The 15,357-nt window shown below is 44.9% G+C and carries 11 protein-coding genes, 1 pseudogene and 1 other annotated feature; of the genes and pseudogenes, 7 read left to right on the plus strand and 5 right to left on the minus strand.

What is annotated here, in order from left to right; all coding sequences use genetic code 11:
* The first annotated feature begins 116 nt into the window (after window positions 1-116).
* The 5 genes from ACYQ2N_RS05460 (at window position 117) to ACYQ2N_RS05480 (ending at window position 7,763) form a co-directional block, all read left to right on the plus strand.
* Window positions 117-944 carry an IclR family transcriptional regulator gene (locus ACYQ2N_RS05460; protein WP_459998028.1) on the plus strand — a complete coding sequence of 276 codons (828 nt, stop codon included), beginning with the start codon at window positions 117-119 and terminating at the stop codon, window positions 942-944.
* A gap of 473 nt (window positions 945-1,417) precedes the next feature.
* Window positions 1,418-2,755 carry an MmgE/PrpD family protein gene (locus tag ACYQ2N_RS05465; protein WP_459998029.1) on the plus strand — a complete coding sequence of 446 codons (1,338 nt, stop codon included), beginning with the start codon at window positions 1,418-1,420 and terminating at the stop codon, window positions 2,753-2,755.
* Between the two features lie 36 nt (window positions 2,756-2,791).
* Window positions 2,792-5,020 (plus strand): hydantoinase B/oxoprolinase family protein, encoded by a 2,229-nt coding sequence (locus ACYQ2N_RS05470; RefSeq protein WP_459998030.1) that lies wholly within the window; start codon window positions 2,792-2,794, stop codon window positions 5,018-5,020.
* A gap of 15 nt (window positions 5,021-5,035) precedes the next feature.
* Window positions 5,036-5,602 carry an acetone carboxylase subunit gamma gene (locus ACYQ2N_RS05475; RefSeq protein WP_459998031.1) on the plus strand — a complete coding sequence of 189 codons (567 nt, stop codon included), beginning with the start codon at window positions 5,036-5,038 and terminating at the stop codon, window positions 5,600-5,602.
* Window position 5,603: 1 nt separating this feature from the next.
* Entirely contained in the window at window positions 5,604-7,763 is a 2,160-nt protein-coding gene (locus ACYQ2N_RS05480; protein WP_459998033.1) for a hydantoinase/oxoprolinase family protein, read from the plus strand.
* A 232-nt stretch (window positions 7,764-7,995) separates the two neighbouring features.
* On the opposite strand, the gene ACYQ2N_RS05485 is transcribed toward ACYQ2N_RS05480, so the two are convergent.
* The gene (locus tag ACYQ2N_RS05485; protein WP_459998034.1) at window positions 7,996-9,432 is read right to left on the minus strand and encodes a C4-dicarboxylate ABC transporter; all 1,437 of its coding nucleotides are present in this window, start codon (window positions 9,430-9,432) and stop codon (window positions 7,996-7,998) included.
* Between the two features lie 256 nt (window positions 9,433-9,688).
* Complete coding sequence (locus ACYQ2N_RS05490) at window positions 9,689-11,218, minus strand: 2-isopropylmalate synthase (protein WP_459998035.1); 1,530 nt, start codon at window positions 11,216-11,218, stop codon at window positions 9,689-9,691.
* Window positions 11,219-11,276: 58 nt separating this feature from the next.
* Window positions 11,277-11,525: a binding site (T-box leader), on the minus strand.
* Between the two features lie 134 nt (window positions 11,526-11,659).
* Here ACYQ2N_RS05490 and ACYQ2N_RS05495 point away from each other — a divergent pair.
* Complete coding sequence (locus ACYQ2N_RS05495; protein WP_459998036.1) at window positions 11,660-11,935, plus strand: autorepressor SdpR family transcription factor; 276 nt, start codon at window positions 11,660-11,662, stop codon at window positions 11,933-11,935.
* Between the two features lie 80 nt (window positions 11,936-12,015).
* On the opposite strand, the pseudogene ACYQ2N_RS05500 reads toward ACYQ2N_RS05495, so the two are convergent.
* Window positions 12,016-12,670, minus strand: a pseudogene (locus ACYQ2N_RS05500) (transposase); the annotation flags it as partial.
* Between the two features lie 315 nt (window positions 12,671-12,985).
* Between ACYQ2N_RS05500 and ACYQ2N_RS05505 the strand changes: the two are divergent.
* Window positions 12,986-13,648, plus strand: a complete 663-nt coding sequence (locus ACYQ2N_RS05505; RefSeq protein ID WP_459998037.1) for an SdpI family protein — start codon at window positions 12,986-12,988, stop codon at window positions 13,646-13,648.
* A gap of 86 nt (window positions 13,649-13,734) precedes the next feature.
* Here the strand turns inward: ACYQ2N_RS05505 and ACYQ2N_RS05510 are convergent, their stop codons facing one another.
* Window positions 13,735-14,361, minus strand: a complete 627-nt coding sequence (locus ACYQ2N_RS05510; RefSeq protein WP_459998038.1) for a hypothetical protein — start codon at window positions 14,359-14,361, stop codon at window positions 13,735-13,737.
* A 201-nt stretch (window positions 14,362-14,562) separates the two neighbouring features.
* Window positions 14,563-15,162, minus strand: coding sequence for an HPP family protein (locus ACYQ2N_RS05515; RefSeq protein WP_459998039.1), 600 nt, complete (start codon window positions 15,160-15,162; stop codon window positions 14,563-14,565).
* Window positions 15,163-15,357: the final 195 nt, after the last annotated feature.

The following is a 15,357-nucleotide window of genomic DNA, read 5'->3' on the forward strand; positions in this document are numbered from 1 at the left end:
AATTTTATTGGTAAAATCTTTTCCGATATTGAATAAACCGAACAAATTTAATATGATGTATGAAACGGAGTTTTACTATTGAAACGCTGAATAAATACTAAAGAGGTGGTTGTATGGTGGAAAAACAAGAACGTTCTATGGTTCCGGCTGTTGAGACAGCAATAAAGATATTAGAATATCTTAGCCGCTTTAAGCATCGCGCGAGCACTTTATCTGATATTTCAAAAAATATTTCAATTAACAAAAGTACCTGCCATCGTATCCTTAAAGTTCTTGAGAACTCTAATTTTGTCTTTTACAACGAAGAGAAAAAACAATATAGCCTTGGTTCTCACCTTGTAGTGCTAGGTACTAGGGCTTCCGAATTTATAGACTACCTTGAACTTAGCAAACCCCATCTAAAATGGTTGTGTCAGGAAACCCAACAAACCGTTGTATTATTAGAACCAATTTCTAATAACAGATTAATGTATATAGCCAAAGAAGAGCCCCCCTTGCCAGTACGAGTAACTGTCAATATCGGGCAACGGTTTCCGTTAACTAGTGCGTCTTTCGGAAAATGCTTTTTAGCATTTATGGACGAGATGAAAGCTGAAGAGATTATCAAGAATATTGGATTAAGGCAATTTACAAACAAAACGATAACGAACCTTAAAGAGTTTACGCAAGAGCTTGAACATGTAAGACGTAAGGGGTATGCCGAAAGCCATGAGGAGTATCTGCCTGGTGTTTGTGGGGTTGCTGCGCCGGTATTCGATTTACATGGTAATGTAAAACAGGTAATCAGTTGTCTCTTCCTAGCTCAACAACCAGACACTGATAATGTATCCTTGTACGGCAGCAAAGTATTAGAAGCAGCTACAAAGTTAACAAAGATCTTGGGAGGAAGACCTCCCTTCGAAGTGCTTACAAAAGATGGATATGACGATGACGATGAAGATTAAACATCAATACAAAATGTACAGCGTCAAGTTTCAAGGTAAAAAATCCAAAGGTTGCATAAGACCTTCGATTTATACCATATCAAGAATGACTTAATAAAAGAATCTTATCCTCCAAACATTGGTGGGATGAGATTCTTCTTTACATGTTTAGGAAGCCATTTTTATACCAATTCTATCACAACAATAAGATTATTTAGCTTCTTCAGAAAATTTGATAAAAAACATATTGATTACTCAAAAAAAAGGATTATAATGTTGTTACAGGCAGGGTATATCGTTCCATCCATGGAACAATAAACACTCTCGCCTGTCGGTTAATAGCCATTCAAGTTTTGGAGCAAAATTGCAAACGCTACCTGTACTGTGCCCAGGAACTATGAGGGGGTGATGAAAGCGATTGGTCGAAATAGGTGTACTGCTTAAAAGTGGCGGTATATCGAGGTTAATTATCTGTAAGCAAAGGAGGTCGTTGAATGTCAAATAGTATGGCAGATATTTTCGCAAAATTCATAAAAGATACTACATTCGAAAGTATTCCGCCTGAAACTGTCCGTTTTACCAAAGAGTTCTCCTTAAAAACCTTAGCCGGTATGGTTGCGGGTTCTGCAACCGATGCAGGGAAACCAATTGTCAATTATCTTAAAGATACTGAGAGTTCTCAAGATGCCGGGGTTATTGGCAGTAAGTTCAAAAGTTCACTGGAAGGTTCGATACTAGCCAATGGTCATTTCGCACATGCAGCTGAACTGGAGGATGACCAATTTCCTTCAGCTACAAGTGACATTACTATTGTTCCGGTAATTTTCCCACTCGCAGAAAAACTCGAGATATCGGGCAGAGAGGTTATAGAAGCTACAGCCGTTGCCTCCGAGGTAATGAACCGGGTTGGTATGTTCTCGCTGGCATACAAAGGAATTACGGATCTTCCTTTCTTCGGGATTATTGGTGCAGTAGTAGCAGCTGCCAAAGCCTTAAAACTGGACGAAAACCAAATAAAAAATGCCATGGGGATTGCGATTGGCAGGGCGAGCGGGTATATCGAAAATTTCGGAACAGATGCTCACTACTTTGAATCATCAATGGCCTGTCGTGATGGTTACTTTGCCGCAATTATGGCTCAAAAGGGATTAACGGGAACTTGGAACCTTGAAAAATGGCTTAAGCAACTTCACGACCGACAAGACCTTCCAATTGAAGAAATTCTGAAAGATCTCGGTAAGCCACGTTGGCATACTCATAACTTCTGGATCAAAAAATATCCATGCTGTTTTCTAACCCATCGTCAGATTGATATTATGTTCTCGATCAAAGAGAAACATGAATTGACACCGGATAATGTCGAACTTATCGAAATCGATGCTGGTCCGGTAGATGCCACCTGTGACCGTCCATCGCCAAAACATATTGAGGACAGTAGGTTTAGTTTTCAGCATATTATGGCTGGAATCCTAATTGACGGGGATCTTAGCTATAATACCTTTACCAAAGAAAAGATCAACCATCCCGTTTTCCAAAAAATGCGTGAAAAGATCCGGGTTATACATCGGGATTTCTGGGCACCCGAATTTAACTCCGGTATTGCCAGGGTGGCAGTAAGGCTCACAAGCGGGGAGGTCATTGAAGAAACGGCTGAACAGCCTCTTGGGGGCTCCAAGAACCCCCTTTCCCAGGATCAGTTTTTAGGGTTGTATAAGAAATATACGAAAGGATTCCTATCAGACCGGCAAATCTATGAAACAGCCAAGATGATCCTGGAACTGGAAGACCAACCGAATGTAAGTCGCCTCATGCAAATATTGACTTTCGGTTAATACACCGGTGAAAACATTAGATGGGGAGGTACAAGCATGTATAAACACGCCAATGAGGTGTTAAATAAGGTAAACACTCTTAAGGATTTGTTGCGTGCCAAGGATGAACTCACTAAAAAAACTGGCCACTATTTCGGCATCGAAGTACTGGCCTTAAAAGAAGAAGACCCGATTAAGTTTGAACGGTTTTATTCTGAGATTCACAACTTGGCGCTAAGAGCAAGAGAAAGCGCCAGATTCGTGGCTGCATCCCCTGGTGGCCGTGAAATGGGCGAGTCATTATGGTCGATATGTACTCCTGAAGGGGATACATTAGCTAACAGTCTCGGATTTTCTACTCATATGGTGGCTTATGATACTTGTATTAGGTTTATGATCGATAATGATTATGAAGAAAACCCGGGGATAAACGACGGGGACATTTTTAGTACAGATGACGGCAAAACCGGGGGCGCTCCTCATCCGGGAGACACGTATTCCTACATGCCGGTATTCGCGGAAGGAGAAATTGTTGGCTGGGCTGTTGCAGTAAACCACATTATGGAAGCAGGCGCACCGATTGCCGGTAGCTGGCCAGGGTTTTCTGTAGACACTTCTATGGACGGCCTAGTGTTCCCTCCTATGAAGGTTGGTGAAAACAGAACGCCGGCACGCTGGTGGGAACAGTTATGGAAATCCAGAACAAGAGCGGGTGTTTTTAATGTTCTGGATGATAAAATGAGGCTGGCCGGGAATGTTATCATTGCTGATGGAATCAAAGAAATTGTCAGGGAATACGGCTTGGATTATTATAAGAGAGCAATTCGGGAAGTTATTGAAGATTCACGCCGGGCCATTAAAGAAAACATCAGAACGTCTTGTGTGCCTGGTAAATTCGACGGTGCGACTTTCAGGGTTGTCAAGTATAAGGGCCTGGCCAAACTTTGGCCCCATGCTGACAAAGATTTTATGCTGCATACAAAGATGACACTGAATGTTAACCCTGACGCTACGATACTTGGCGATATGACGGGAACTTCTAAGTGGGACTATTGCGCTTTCAATGGATACCCCGGAGGAGCTGACATCGCATTTTACTTACCTATAACGGGAAATTTCGTGCATAACACCAAGATGACCTCGGGGCTCTTCTACGATGTTAAATCTTACTATCCTAAAGGGTCAACATATAATCCTGATACGGATTATGCTGCATTCTCCAATATTTGGGCACAGTCAATGGCAATGGGTGCACTTCATTGGAATGCTATTACCCGCTCAATGTTTGCTAAAGGGTATCTGGAAGAATGTCTTTCCGTAGAGGGAGACTGGGCCGGAATTCAGGGAGGGGGAACTCTTGCCAATGATCAGAATTACGGCTTTACGAATTTCGAACAAGTCGGTGGTGTTGCACAAGGAGCCTATCCATACAGAGACGGCTCACCAGTCACTTGGGCAATGTGGACCCAATTAACTAATATCGGTAATGTCGAGGAATGGGAATATCTAATTCCACCCCTTTTCTACCTAGGGAGAAGATTGGTAACAGACTTTTGTGGACACGGGAAGTACCGTGGGGGGATAGGTTTATCCTCAGTACACTGGATTGTGCAACCCGGTAAAGATTTGTACGTAAGCAGGGGAGGAGCCGGAACCTCTCAGACAACCCATGTTGCACTCGGTCAGGCGGGCGGATATCCGGCACCTAACTCATGGTATCTCGCGGTTCGCAACTCCAATCTTAATGATAAGATTAAAGATGGATTGCCCTACCCAAGAAGCGCCGACGAAATCCTAAACTACCTAGCTGAAGAGAAAATAACAGCTCAGGACGTTGAAATCTTTAAGTACGATCCTCCCCAGTTAAAGATGAAAGACGGTGATGTTTTCTCAGATGCATCCGGAGCAGCTGGAGGATGGGGTGATCCGTTGGAAAGGAACGCTCAATCGGTTATCAATGATCTGAACGAGGGATGGGTCAGCGAAAAAATAGCTTTGACCTGTTACGGAGTTGTTGCCCGCAAAGAGACCAGTGATAATGAAGTGCGTTATCTACTTGACGAACCGGCTACGCAGAAAGCAAGGGAAGACAAAAGAAACGCCAGGCTGCGGTGTCAGAGTGTTAAAGACTGGTGGGCAAACGAGCGCAAAAAAGTTGCCAAAAAAGAGTTAATTGAGCCGGTTAAATACATGTATAATAGTTCTTTCTCTACCCAAGACGGAGGCATTTATAAACAGAGTTTTATTGACTTTTGGCAGTTGAAAAACGATTACGACCTTAATTAATGGGGGGGATAAAGCATGGAAAAGATGGAAGTAAGCAAGGAATTAGTAAAGAAATTGCTGGACGGTGTCATTAGCGACCAGGAAGTCTTGAGGCTCCTAAACTCATATAAAGATGAGGACCGGTTTCAGAAATATATGGAACTATTACAAGAAAGGGTACCTTGGCAAGACAAAATTCTACTCCGGTTATCAGAGCATGTTTATGTAGTTCGTAAACCATCAGGGGAAAGAATTAGTAAATGTTCTTGCGGACATGAGTTTGGTGATTATCGAGTCAACTGGAAGCTGAATTGCCTGATTAATGTAAGAAGAACAATCCAGGAAATGAGCGAGGTTTACTCTCCGGAACCGGCTTGTCCAGAACCAGAGTGGCAAGAAATCAGAGAATTTTTCTGCCCGAATTGTGGTACGCAACTAGCTGTTGAGGTTCTACCTCCGGGATATACTGTTCAATTCGAGTTTTTACCAGACCTTGACGGTTTTTACCGGGACCAACTTGGTTCTCCCTTACCGGATGCAGACCAATATAAATATGAAGATAAATCAATAGAACTAATTAGAGCCTGGGCAAAGGAGGGTTAATATGACTGTACAAACTAAAAATTCATACATTATTGCTATCGACGCGGGTGGCACCATGACAGATGCTGTCATCATCAGCGATGACGGATCTTTTGAGATTGGTAAATACAGGACTTACCGCGCCGACGAGTCCGAAAGTTACATGGGTGCTTTAAAGGCAGTGACTGATCAGATGTCACTTACCACGCAAGAAGTCCATGAAAACTGTGAGGTAGCAATTTACGCAGGTACTGCCATGACTAATACGCTGATTACTTTGGACGGAAGCAAGGTAGGTCTGATTATAACCCGGGGTATGGAACACATGCCTATTATTGAAAACGGCTTAACGTATATCGGACAATCCCAAAAAGAAATTTTACACCAACAGTTAAGAAGACATACCGCACCTCTCGTGGAAAAGAAAGATATCTTCGGTGTCTCAGAAAGGGTTACAGGAGGATCATATTTTGGAGATGCCCATTTACCAGAATCGACTGTACTAATCCCTCTTAACGAGAAAGAGGTAGAAGCCGCTGCGGAAAAGCTGGTTAAAAATGATGTAGAAGTAATTGGGATCATGTTTTTGAACTCTCATGTTTTCCCCGATCATGAGAACCGCGCTGCTGAAATAACAAACAAGGTCATTAAGAAACACGGAAAAAATATTAAGGTAGTTGCCTCTAATAAAATTGCCCCGGTAGGTAAGGATGCATTTAGACTTAAGAGCTTGCTTGTTCAGTGTTTTGCCGCGGAGAAGGCGCGCAATCAGTTAGAGTATGTTGAATTGGCAGCCAGAAAAGACGGTTACCAAAAGGAACTCTTGACTTTACTCTCGTTTGGCGGTGCGGTGAGTATAAAATATCCCCGCTTATATGAAAGTATAGTCTCCGGACCTATCGGTGGCTTGATCGCGGGTAAAGAATTAGCCAAACTGCTGAACATTAACCGTCTGGCTGTTGGAGACATAGGCGGTACAAGCTACGATGTTGGAGTCATCCTTAATAAAAGAATCGAATTGCGGACTGATTCGGATTTCGCCAAACACAGGTTAGCGATGCCGATGGTTGAGCTAGATTCCATGGCCCATGGTATGGGAACGGAAGTAAAAATAAACGATTTTGGAAATATTGAATTGGGCCCAGAGAGTGCCGGTTATCGTGTAGGAGTTTGTCTTGATTATGATAAACTTACGATTACCGACTTGCAGGTTGCTCTTGGCTATATTGCAGAGGACAGTTTCTTAGGTGGTAAAATCATACTAAACAGGGACAACGCTATTAGAGAGTTAGAACGTGCAGCGAAGAAGATTGGCATTAGCAATCTATATGATGCAGGCGAAGGCTTCCTCGACATCTTCTTCACTAATTTAAGACAATTTACCCGAACTTCAATCGAGTCTAAAGGATTTTCCTTAAAAGATTTTGTACTGATTGCATGTGGTGGTGGTGGTCTCGTTAACATGCACGGGTTAGCAAACGGAAATGTCTTTAAAGACGTTATCACTACACCTTTTGGTAGCGCATTCTCCGCATTCGGGGTAGGCTGTGCTGACCTGGTTCACCGGTATAATAAGGGAGTTGTCTCCTTTGTCCGTCCTGGAATGGATGAAGATGACAAGAAAGATGTTTTGGATCAACTAACGCGGGAATGGAAAGCTCTTGAAAACACCGCAGTAGAGGAATTTAAGCTTGAAGGAGTTAATAAAGAGGATATAAAATTCGCCAGAGGAGTCTTTATGCGTTATGTTGGACAGTTGGAGAGTTTTGAGACCAAACTTGGTTTTGAGGTTACCAAGACTCAAGACATTGACAAGGTAACTGCTGCTTTTGAGAAGGGTTACGAACAAAAATACCCGGCCGCAGCGAAGTTCACTCAAGCAGGTTATGCTATCACTCAGGTATTCATTGAAGCTACCGGTCCAAAGCTGATGCCGAAGATAAAGGAGTATTCGATATCCTCTGCCAAACCATCTGACAGTAGTTATGCCGGTTCAAGAAGAATATATCATAAAGGTAGATGGACAGATTTCAATTTGTTCCACTTAAGCGAACTTAAGGCAGGAAACGTGATCAAAGGACCTGCAGTAATATTCGATGATATCAGTACTCTGGTTGTCGGAGAAGGTGATTCAATAAACCTTGACCGGTATCGTGTAATTCACTACACTTCCGGTATCTAACATTAATTTAAGCGTATGCTGACTAAAACTGTTCGTATTTAGCGTATGGGTAGCTCCTTCCCAGGATTCGATTGGGAGGGAGCTTACCCCTTTTTTTATAAAAAGCTAAATCTCAGGAAAATGAGACAACCCCTTCTGAATAAATCGAAGAAACGAAAAAATATTGCGAGTATGAAAACCCCGATCCTCTTAAAAAACATAGGTCATAAACCTTCTTACTACACCAATATCACTACATCCACCCCAGCCCTTGCATCAGGAACAACGCCCCAACCAACACCACAGACGAAATCACCCCATACGGACCGTTCCACACCGGACCTACGCAAACCGGGGAGCGCTCAGCCAAGCCGGAAATTGCAATTACGTTGCCTGCAGACGGAGAGATGGAGATCCCCATAGCCCAGCTAATTGTAAAGATTAAGGCCATCAGGGTCGGAGATATCCCGTATATTAACGGGTCTACCGTGCTCCCAATTATGGTCGTAGTTATAATAGGGTGAATGCCGACGACGGCAAACACTAGAATTCCAAATACCACGACTAAAGCATACAACTCAGCACTGTTTCCTACCATATTCTGCAATAACAGAGGTACATAATCCCCGATATGGGAATAGCCCACGCTTGTGGCCAAAAAACCTGCCCCCACAAAGAGGACAATTTCGCTTTTAAGCTTAGGCAGACTGTCTTTGAAATAATCCCCGGCAAATTCTTGTGCCAGTAATGGCAGTTTTCCGATCATAGCCATCCAAATGACAGGAAAAACCAGCGAGGCCATCGCCACTACGACCACCGTGGCTATCCCGGTCAATCCTGAAACCACGACGATTAATGTAATCAAAACCGCTCCGTAGGCGCTAAGTTCCCCTACTTTGCGCCAGTTTAGCTCTTCGGGGATTTCTTGCTCACTTGCAGCCGAAGGTTGCACTTGCGCAGTACCGGTAACAACCTCCTTCATCGGAAAAAGAGCAGCAGGTTTTGACCTATACTTTTTCTTCTGCTCCAGCACAGCCATAATATACCCTACTGCCCCTGCCAGCACCCCCAGGAACAGGGCAAAAGGAAAAAATATATGCCATTCAGCCTTGGTTAGCTGAAGTATCAAGGCCATACCTGCCGTAGTCGGTGCCCACACCGTACAAGCGGCAAATCCCCGACTGAGGGCAGAAGTGAGCAACTTTTTATCGTTGCTTTTCGCGCTGGCCGAGCTGATTTGATGCAACAGCGGAATCACCGCCAAATTTATCAGCACCGCCAGGAAGGATGTAAGCACACTGATTAAAAGGTAAAAACGGCTGTCTGTACTGACATACCGCATAAATACGCCCTTTAGGGCTTCGGTGTATCCTCCGTGCCTGATTGGAATCCCCAGCAATGGCACTAAGGTAAACATCACGACTAAGTATAGGTTTTCTTGCAAGCCCTGGGCCCAGATTGAGAGAGGCGCATGGGCGTGTACGAGCAGGATTGCACTAACTATAAAGGAGAAATAACCGATTACCCGCGCTGTACCGGTGACTGCTAAAAGTCCGAAGGCCAACACTAAAGCCATAAGGATTATATTCAGAGTATCGACAAGATTGGCTTTTAGAAATAAATTAAAAAGAAAGGAAACCGCCAAGAAAAATGTTATACCGCTTCTCACTCGTGTTAATGTATAAGCCATATACCAAAACACCCATTTTCCTCTCATCAATCTTTCATCGTTCTATTTTACTATCTATCTTGAAAGTAAAACGGTCGGAATTGACAGGATTATTTTAAACCCATTATAACAATTATGTTGGATTAGCTAAAGACGCAAATTTATTTGCAAAAACTCCTCTCTGGAAATTCTCCACGGGAAATATCACGGGAGCTTTTAGTAAAGGTAATCAGCATAAGAGGGCTTGGCGATTTGCCTAAACCCTCTCATGTTTACCCTACCTTGCCACCGGATCGAGCTGGACTTTTCCCCGGGCGTGTTTCGTCAGGGCATTGACATAGGCCCGGGCGCTGGCTTCCAGAATATCTGTACTTATCCCCTTGCCCACGACCAGGCTGCCGTCGAAGTGTCGCAGCTTGACTGTGGCATCGCCCAAAGCCTCTCTCCCTCTGGTCACGGACTTTAAGGTGTAATCTTCGAGCACCGCCGTGTTTGCGGTCAGCCGGTCAATCGCGCTGAAGATGGCATTCACCGGCCCATTGGCACAGGCTGCATCAGTCACAATTTTCCCCTCAAGCTCCAAGGTCACAGTGGCTGTGGCCGTGTCGCTGCCGTTCGTGGTAACGGCTATATTCCTGAGCTTAATACCATTGTCGACAGCCGCCGCATCTCCCATCAAGGCATAGAGATCCTGATCGAAAACCTCTTTCTTTTGGTCCGCCAGCTGCAAAAACCTCTGGTAAACCTCATCAAGTTCTGGTCCTTCAACTGTATACCCCAATTCTCCCAGGCGGTGCTTAAGAGCATGCCTGCCGGAACGGGCCGAGAGGCTGATGGTATTTTCCGGGACACCGATCGTTTCCGGGCTGATGATTTCGTAAGTCTCCCTGTCTTTTAAGACCCCGTCCTGATGAATGCCCGAAGCGTGCATAAAGGCGTTGGCCCCGACGATCGCTTTATGGTCGGGCACCGGCACCCCGGTAATCCGCGAGACGAGCCTGCTCGTAGCCGCAATTTCTTTCGTGTTAATCCTAGTTTCCACGCCATAGCCATCGCGCCGGGTATAAACAGCCATAATAACTTCCTCAAGTGAAGTATTCCCTGCCCGTTCTCCGATGCCGTTGATCGTGCCTTCAACCTGACCGGCCCCGGCTTTTATTCCTGCCAGGGAATTAGCGGTGGCCATGCCCAAGTCGTTATGGCAATGGACGCTGACGATAACCTTGTCAATATTTTTTACATAGTTGAGAACGTAGGATATAAGATCCCCATACTCCCAAGGATTGGCATACCCCACTGTATCCGGAATGTTGACCACCGTTGCCCCGGCTGTAATTACTTTCTCCAAAACTTGCACTAAAAACGACGGATCAGCGCGGAAAGCATCTTCCGCATAAAACTCAACATCGCTTACGAATTTCTTGGCATATTTGACCGCTCCCACTGCTTGTTCAATAACCTTGTCCGGAGACAGCATCAGCTTTCTTTCCATATGCACGGGGGACACCCCGATGCCCGTGTGAATGCGCGGATACTCAGCCGGGCGCAACGCTTGGGCGCAGAGGTCAATATCCTCCGTCACTGCCCGTGTCAGCCCGCAGATAGCAACTCCTTTCATCTCCCGGGCAATTGTCTGTACAGATTCCAAGTCTCCGGGCGATGAAGCCGGAAAACCAGCTTCGATAATATCCACTCCTAAATTAACGAGTTGTCTGGCCACATCCAGCTTCTCGTGTACATTTAATGTGATTCCCAAAGACTGTTCCCCATCTCTTAGAGTCGTGTCAAAAACGTATAACTTGCGCATGGCTATTCCTCCTTATTTTAATATTCTTTGCTTAAGAAAATTAAAAACCCCTCATCTCGTTTGAGACGAAGGGTTACTCGCGGTACCACTCAAATTAACGGCCAAAGCCGTTCTCTCTATAAGATACGGGACAAAGTCCGATATCTCCTTCCTTGTAACGGCGGAAGCTCCGTCCGAGCCTACTTTTATCATTTCGGTCGGCTACTCAAGGGAGAGTTCAACACCTTAAGCGCTGCTGCCTCGCACCATCCGGCAGTTCTCTAAAGCGCGGTTCAGGAAATCTACTATTCCCTCTCATCGTCATTTTGAGCTTTGTATTTTGTATTCTTCTTTATTTTGGCACCATGTAGTTCTTTTGTCAAGGCCTTGACGTTTCCTTAGTCCATGTTATTATATATTTAGTTAATTACCTAAATATCTAAAAACAAGGAAGGATTGACGATGAATGAAACATTTAAAGCCTTGGCCGATCCCACGCGCAGGCAAATCATTGCCTTATTAAAAGAAAGAGATATGACGGCCGGCGACATCGCTGAGCATTTCAACATCAGCAAGCCCAGTATCTCGCACCACCTAAATCTGCTCAAACAGGCAAACATCATCCTCGACCAGCGGCAAGGACAATTTATCTATTATTCTTTGAATGCTACCGTCTTTCAGGAGCTTATCAGCTGGTTCATGCAACTCGGAAACTTCAAGGGAAAGGAAGGTGTCTAGCGTGAAAAATAACTCAGCTTAATTTAAAAAAGGGCGCACGAAACTTAGGCTTTGAAAGCTCAGAAAAAATGAAGCTTTAGTTAAGCTACAGTAATGTCAGTGGCTTTTATTAGACCAAGGGAAATCAGAAGTTTTGCTGCTTGTTTAATAGCTTTCACTTTCTGCTTTTCCAGCATTTCTTGTGGCATATCAACTTTATACAGATCACTCGGATTGAACTCTTCACCCGTAACAAACATGTGGTATATAGCGGTGAGTATCATCCTTGCGATAGCGATTATGGCTCTTTTTTTGCCTCTTCTTTTACTAATGCGTTCATACTTGACTCTGTAGTAAGGAGAGATGTTCGATTTCACGGCTGCATGGGCAACTTGTACCAATGCAGGTTTGAGGTAGACACCGGCACGTGTTATACGAACAGATTTTTTCTTACCTGCAGATTCATTGTTGCCAGGTGTTAGTCCCGATTACTATACGTTCCTTTTGTTCCTTGGTCATCTGATATCCTTCAATGGACTCAATTACAGTATCTGCTTTTTTCTTCAAAGACTTTTGAAGAAGTGATGAACAGTATTCCGGGTCAAAGGAGTCAGATGAAATTAAGTAATCCGTGATGGAAGAGGCAGATTTGCCAAACATGTCGGAAACGACAGCATCAAGGGCTACATTACAAACAGTGAAAGCATTTTGAAAACGGTTCTTTTCACTGCTCTTACAGGAAACAAGTTTGGAACGATTAAACAACCTTCATGGCACAGCCTCCTTTCATAGTTGAGGAGGAAGACATTGACTGAATCATCACACATTTAACGATGAGCTAAAACAATGATTAGCGTTCGGTCTTATAGGACCACTTATTTGTGCTTGAAAGACGATTCTTACACTGGTTAATATACTGATTTAAGCTGAGAAGGGCAGTCTACGACTCACCTCACCGTGCTTTGTAGTATATCTTCTCCCTAAACTAATCATAACAAAGTGGGTGAAAACCGCGCACCATTTTTCATTACTATTTGTGCCGCCAGCGGTAGCGGCGGAATGGAGGTTAATATGAAAGGTCTTAAAAAATCGGATTATCTCCTTTTAGCGCTAATCGTCCTAAGTTTCATCCCCGGGTTGGTTGTGTATGGGCAATTGCCCGCGCAAATGCCGTCCCATTGGAATGTCTACGGACAGATAGATGACTACAGCAGCAAAGCAGTGGGCACTTTCCTTTTTCCGGGAATCAACCTGGCGATGTATTTTCTCTTTTTATTCCTGCCCCAGCTTGACCCAAAACGCAAGAACTATGACTTATTCTCCGGATCTTACACGATACTCCGCTGGACCATCCATCTCTTTATGCTCATCCTGTATTTCATCACGCTTTACAGCTCTTTGCGCCTCGCTCGTGGCGAGGGCTCACTGGACATTTCCATGCTCGTGCCTGCTGCTATCTCGGTCTTGTTCATCATCATCGGGAACTATATGGGGCGTTTCCGCCACAATTATTTTGTAGGGATTCGCAATCCCTGGACCCTGGCGAACGAACAAGTATGGCAGAAAACTCACCGTCTCGGAGGCAAACTCTTTGTCCTAACCGGGGTGCTGGGTTTAGTCGGAATTTTCTTCAATCCCATCCTTCGCTTCATGATCTTCATAAGCGGGTTGGGAGCCTTGCTTGTGATCGTTACAGTTTACTCTTATTGGCTGTTCCGCAAGGTAACTCAGTGATAAAGTCTAATATAATAAAAAGTCTGCTTAAAGGCAAAACACCGGCGGTTAATCTCCGACCGGTGCTTTCTTGTATTAGCTGCTTCTCAGACAACACGACGCTGCAAAGTTCGGATATAAACCTCATGTTCACCAACGATGTGCGTAAGAGAAATCTGTTGTTCGTGAATATAACTAAGCATTTTTTCCGTATTGTGCCTAAATTCTATGAGCCCCGCAGTCTGCTCGAAAACACTTTCCAGCCTGTTCTCTACCCGTTCCATCCTGGTCTTAAGATCCGCTACATCTGTCTTAAGTCCGGCCACATCTGTCTTGAGTCCGGCCACATCTGTCTTGAGTCCGGCCACATCTGTCTTGAGTCCGGCCACATCTGTCTTGAGTCCGGCCACATCTGTCTTGAGTCCGGCCACATCTGTCTTGAGTCCGGCCACATCTGTCTTGAGTCCGGCCACATCTGTCTTGAGTCCGGCCACATCTGTCTTGAGTCCGGCCACATCTGTCTTGAGTCCGGCCACATCTGTCTTGAGTCCGGCCACATCTGTCTTGAGTCCGGCCACATCTGTCTTGAGTCCGGCCACATCTGTCTTGAGTCCGGCCACATCTGTCTTGAGTCCGGCCACATCTGTCTTGAGTCCGGCCACATCTGTCTTGATTTCTTTAATGTCTGAACTCATCTCTTCCAGCTTGTTCAGAACCACTTGCAGATCGCTCACCCGAACGATCCCCCCTTTCTTTCAGAAATGCCATAGACTGGTTAAGACCTATTCCCATTAGTTCCCTCAGTGGACTATATGCTAACCTTGCTCCGATCACTTGATTTGACTTTATTTTATCTTAGAACATTTGTTCTGTCAAGCTGTTTTTTCCATTACCTGTAATTAAAAATACTTTCGACCTGAATGTTTATCTACAACTTAAATCCAGTAGCGCGGGTAGCTGCGATTCGGTGATAAGTTGTTTACAATCATCCCGACCAAAACAAGAATTGCCGCCCCTGCAGCCACCGGCGTCAGGATGAACAGCGGTTGGGCCTGGCTGAGTACAGCGACAAGTGCCGTCGCTCCTCCCGGCGGATGGGTGGTCTTGGTGACAAGCATCAGCATGAGCGCCAAAGAAACACCCAAGGCCGCTGACCACCAACTAAGGCCGAACAAGAAGTAGGTAAGTACACCCACAGTGGCCGAAACAGTATGCCCGAAAAAAACATTGCGTGGCTGAGATAGCGGGCCATCCGGAACACCGTATACCAAAATGGCTGAAGCTCCAAATGAGGCCACCAACATAGGGAGTCCATATACTAAAGACAGGAAGGCTACAGTCGCAATGCCCACTAAAGCTCCCAGCCCGGAAATAAAAATATCGAAAGGCGGCGGAGCAATGAGAGGAGCAGTACGGGGATTCCCCTTCATCTTCCTCAGATAAGCAAGCAAGCGCATCCGCGCCACACCGGTCTTAATCACCCCCGGATCAGGTATTGCCTTCGTGCGCTCCACCCGCGCACTGTCGTTCTCCAATTTTACTCCTCCTTACCTGTACCCCAGCGAATTACTGCGTTCGGAGCTTCGGTGGCCTGGCTGCTGCGCGCATCCACACTGTTCTCCTCCGCCGAATGCAAAAGCAGACTAACTGTTGTCTCTTTGTCCTAAGTTACCTAAATATTCCGATAACGTACCCGGTCAATAGTATGTTTGGTATACCAAATTGACTCC

Source organism: Paradesulfitobacterium aromaticivorans, from assembly GCF_054657415.1.